We start from the raw sequence: 1,701 nt of genomic DNA on the forward strand, positions 1-1,701 counted from the left end.
CAAGCCGCTCAAGCTGCTCGGCCGGATCCTGCCGCCGCTGCGGCTCGGCGGAATCTCGCTTGACTTGGCGTTCCTGGCGCTCTTCCTGGCCGTTTCGGTGGCCATGGGCATCGCCAGGTACTTTACCTTCGCGCAGCCCATCGCCGCGTAGCCGCGGCGGCGGACCTGGTCCGACGCCGAAAAGATTGAAACTCCGGTTTGACACTGCGGTGTTGAATTAGAGGAACCAGACCATATTTAGGTACCGTAGTTTTGACGGCCGGAAGGCCCCTGACTAACTAGACCAACGAGGTGACCAGATGGCTTTGACGCCAGAAGACGTTGTCAACAAGCGCTTTCAGCCGACCAAGTTCCGTGAAGGCTACGACCAGGACGAGGTTGATGACTTCCTGGATGAGATCGTCGTCGAACTGCGGCGCCTGAACCAGGAGAACGACGAGCTGCGCAAGAAGCTCGCCGAGTCCGGTTCCGGTACGGCTGCCAGCTCCGCTGCTGGCGCTCCCGTCGTGGAAAAGGTGCCTGCACCCGTCAAGGCCGAAAAGGACGACCGCGCCAAGGCAGAAACCGAGGCCAAGGCCGCCGAAGCCGCCAAGAAGAAGGAAGCCGAGCAGGCGCCGGCACCCGTTGCCGCCCCGGCCGCCCGTGTCGCTTCCACGCCGTCCGCCGAGTCCGCAGCAGGACTGCTGGCCATGGCGCAGCAGATGCACGACAAGCACGTCTCCGACGGCGAGCAGCAGCGCGACAAGATCATCGCTGAGGCGCAGATTGAAGCCAGCAGCCTCGTCAACGATGCGCAGGAAAAGTCCCGCAAGATCCTCGGCGCCCTCGAGCAGCAGCGTTCCGTGCTGGAGCGCAAGGTCGAGCAGTTGCGGGGCTTCGAGCGTGACTACCGTTCCCGCCTGAAGGCCTACATTGAAGGCCAGCTGCGTGACCTGGACGCCCGTGGTTCGGTGGCGGCCCCCGAGGTCGAAGCCAACAGCTAGGACGTTTAGCAAGTATTCTGAAAGCCGGTGGCTGAGGACTCCCTCGGCCACCGGCTTTTGCCTTAACCTGCTCCGGAACGAAAGCACTATGACTGACGCACCAACCCCAGACTCAGCCCAGCCCGCAGACTCCGCCCAGCCTTTGCCGGCCGCTGACGGCGCCGTGCGCAAGCCGCGGCGCGCCCTGCTGCTGTCCCTGTTCGCCGGGTTCGCGGTGTTCGCCTACGTGTTCGACCAGCTCACCAAGCTGTGGGTCACGGCCACCATGACTGAAGGCGAGCGGATCCCCGTACTGCCGCCGCTGCTGCACTGGTATTACATCCGCAACTCCGGCGCCGCGTTCTCGATCGGCGAAAACGTCACCTGGGTGTTCACCATCATCATGGCCGCCGTGTCGGTTGCGATCCTGCTGCAGCTGCGCCGGCTCGGCTCCGCCTGGTGGGCGCTGGCCCTCGGGCTGCTACTAGGCGGCGCGCTCGGGAACCTGACCGACCGGCTCTTCCGCGAGCCCTCGTTCGCGATGGGCCATGTGGTGGACTTCATCCAGCTGCCCAATTTCGCGATCTTCAACATCGCCGACTCGGCTGTGGTCTCCGCGGTGGTCATCATCTGCCTGCTCACCCTGCGCGGCCTCGGCCTGGACGGCTCGCGCCTGGGCAAGCGCCAGGACACGGCCGCCACCGGCCCGGCCGCGCCGGACCACGGTACGCGTGAGCAC

At 65.3% G+C, this 1,701-nt stretch carries 2 protein-coding genes; both read left to right on the forward strand.

The features are described 5' to 3' along the window. The first annotated feature begins 299 nt into the window (after window positions 1–299). Window positions 300–983: a DivIVA domain-containing protein gene (locus AB4Y86_RS18290; protein ID WP_441403566.1), complete on the forward strand. Its 684-nt coding sequence runs from the start codon at window positions 300–302 to the stop codon at window positions 981–983. 88 nt (window positions 984–1,071) lie between these two features. Further along, a partial coding sequence (gene lspA, locus AB4Y86_RS18295; RefSeq protein ID WP_441403567.1) for a signal peptidase II occupies window positions 1,072–1,701 on the forward strand: 630 nt, incomplete at its 3' end.

This window comes from Arthrobacter sp. 2YAF22_2, assembly GCF_052114645.1.
Taxonomy (GTDB): Bacteria; Actinomycetota; Actinomycetes; order Actinomycetales; family Micrococcaceae; genus Arthrobacter.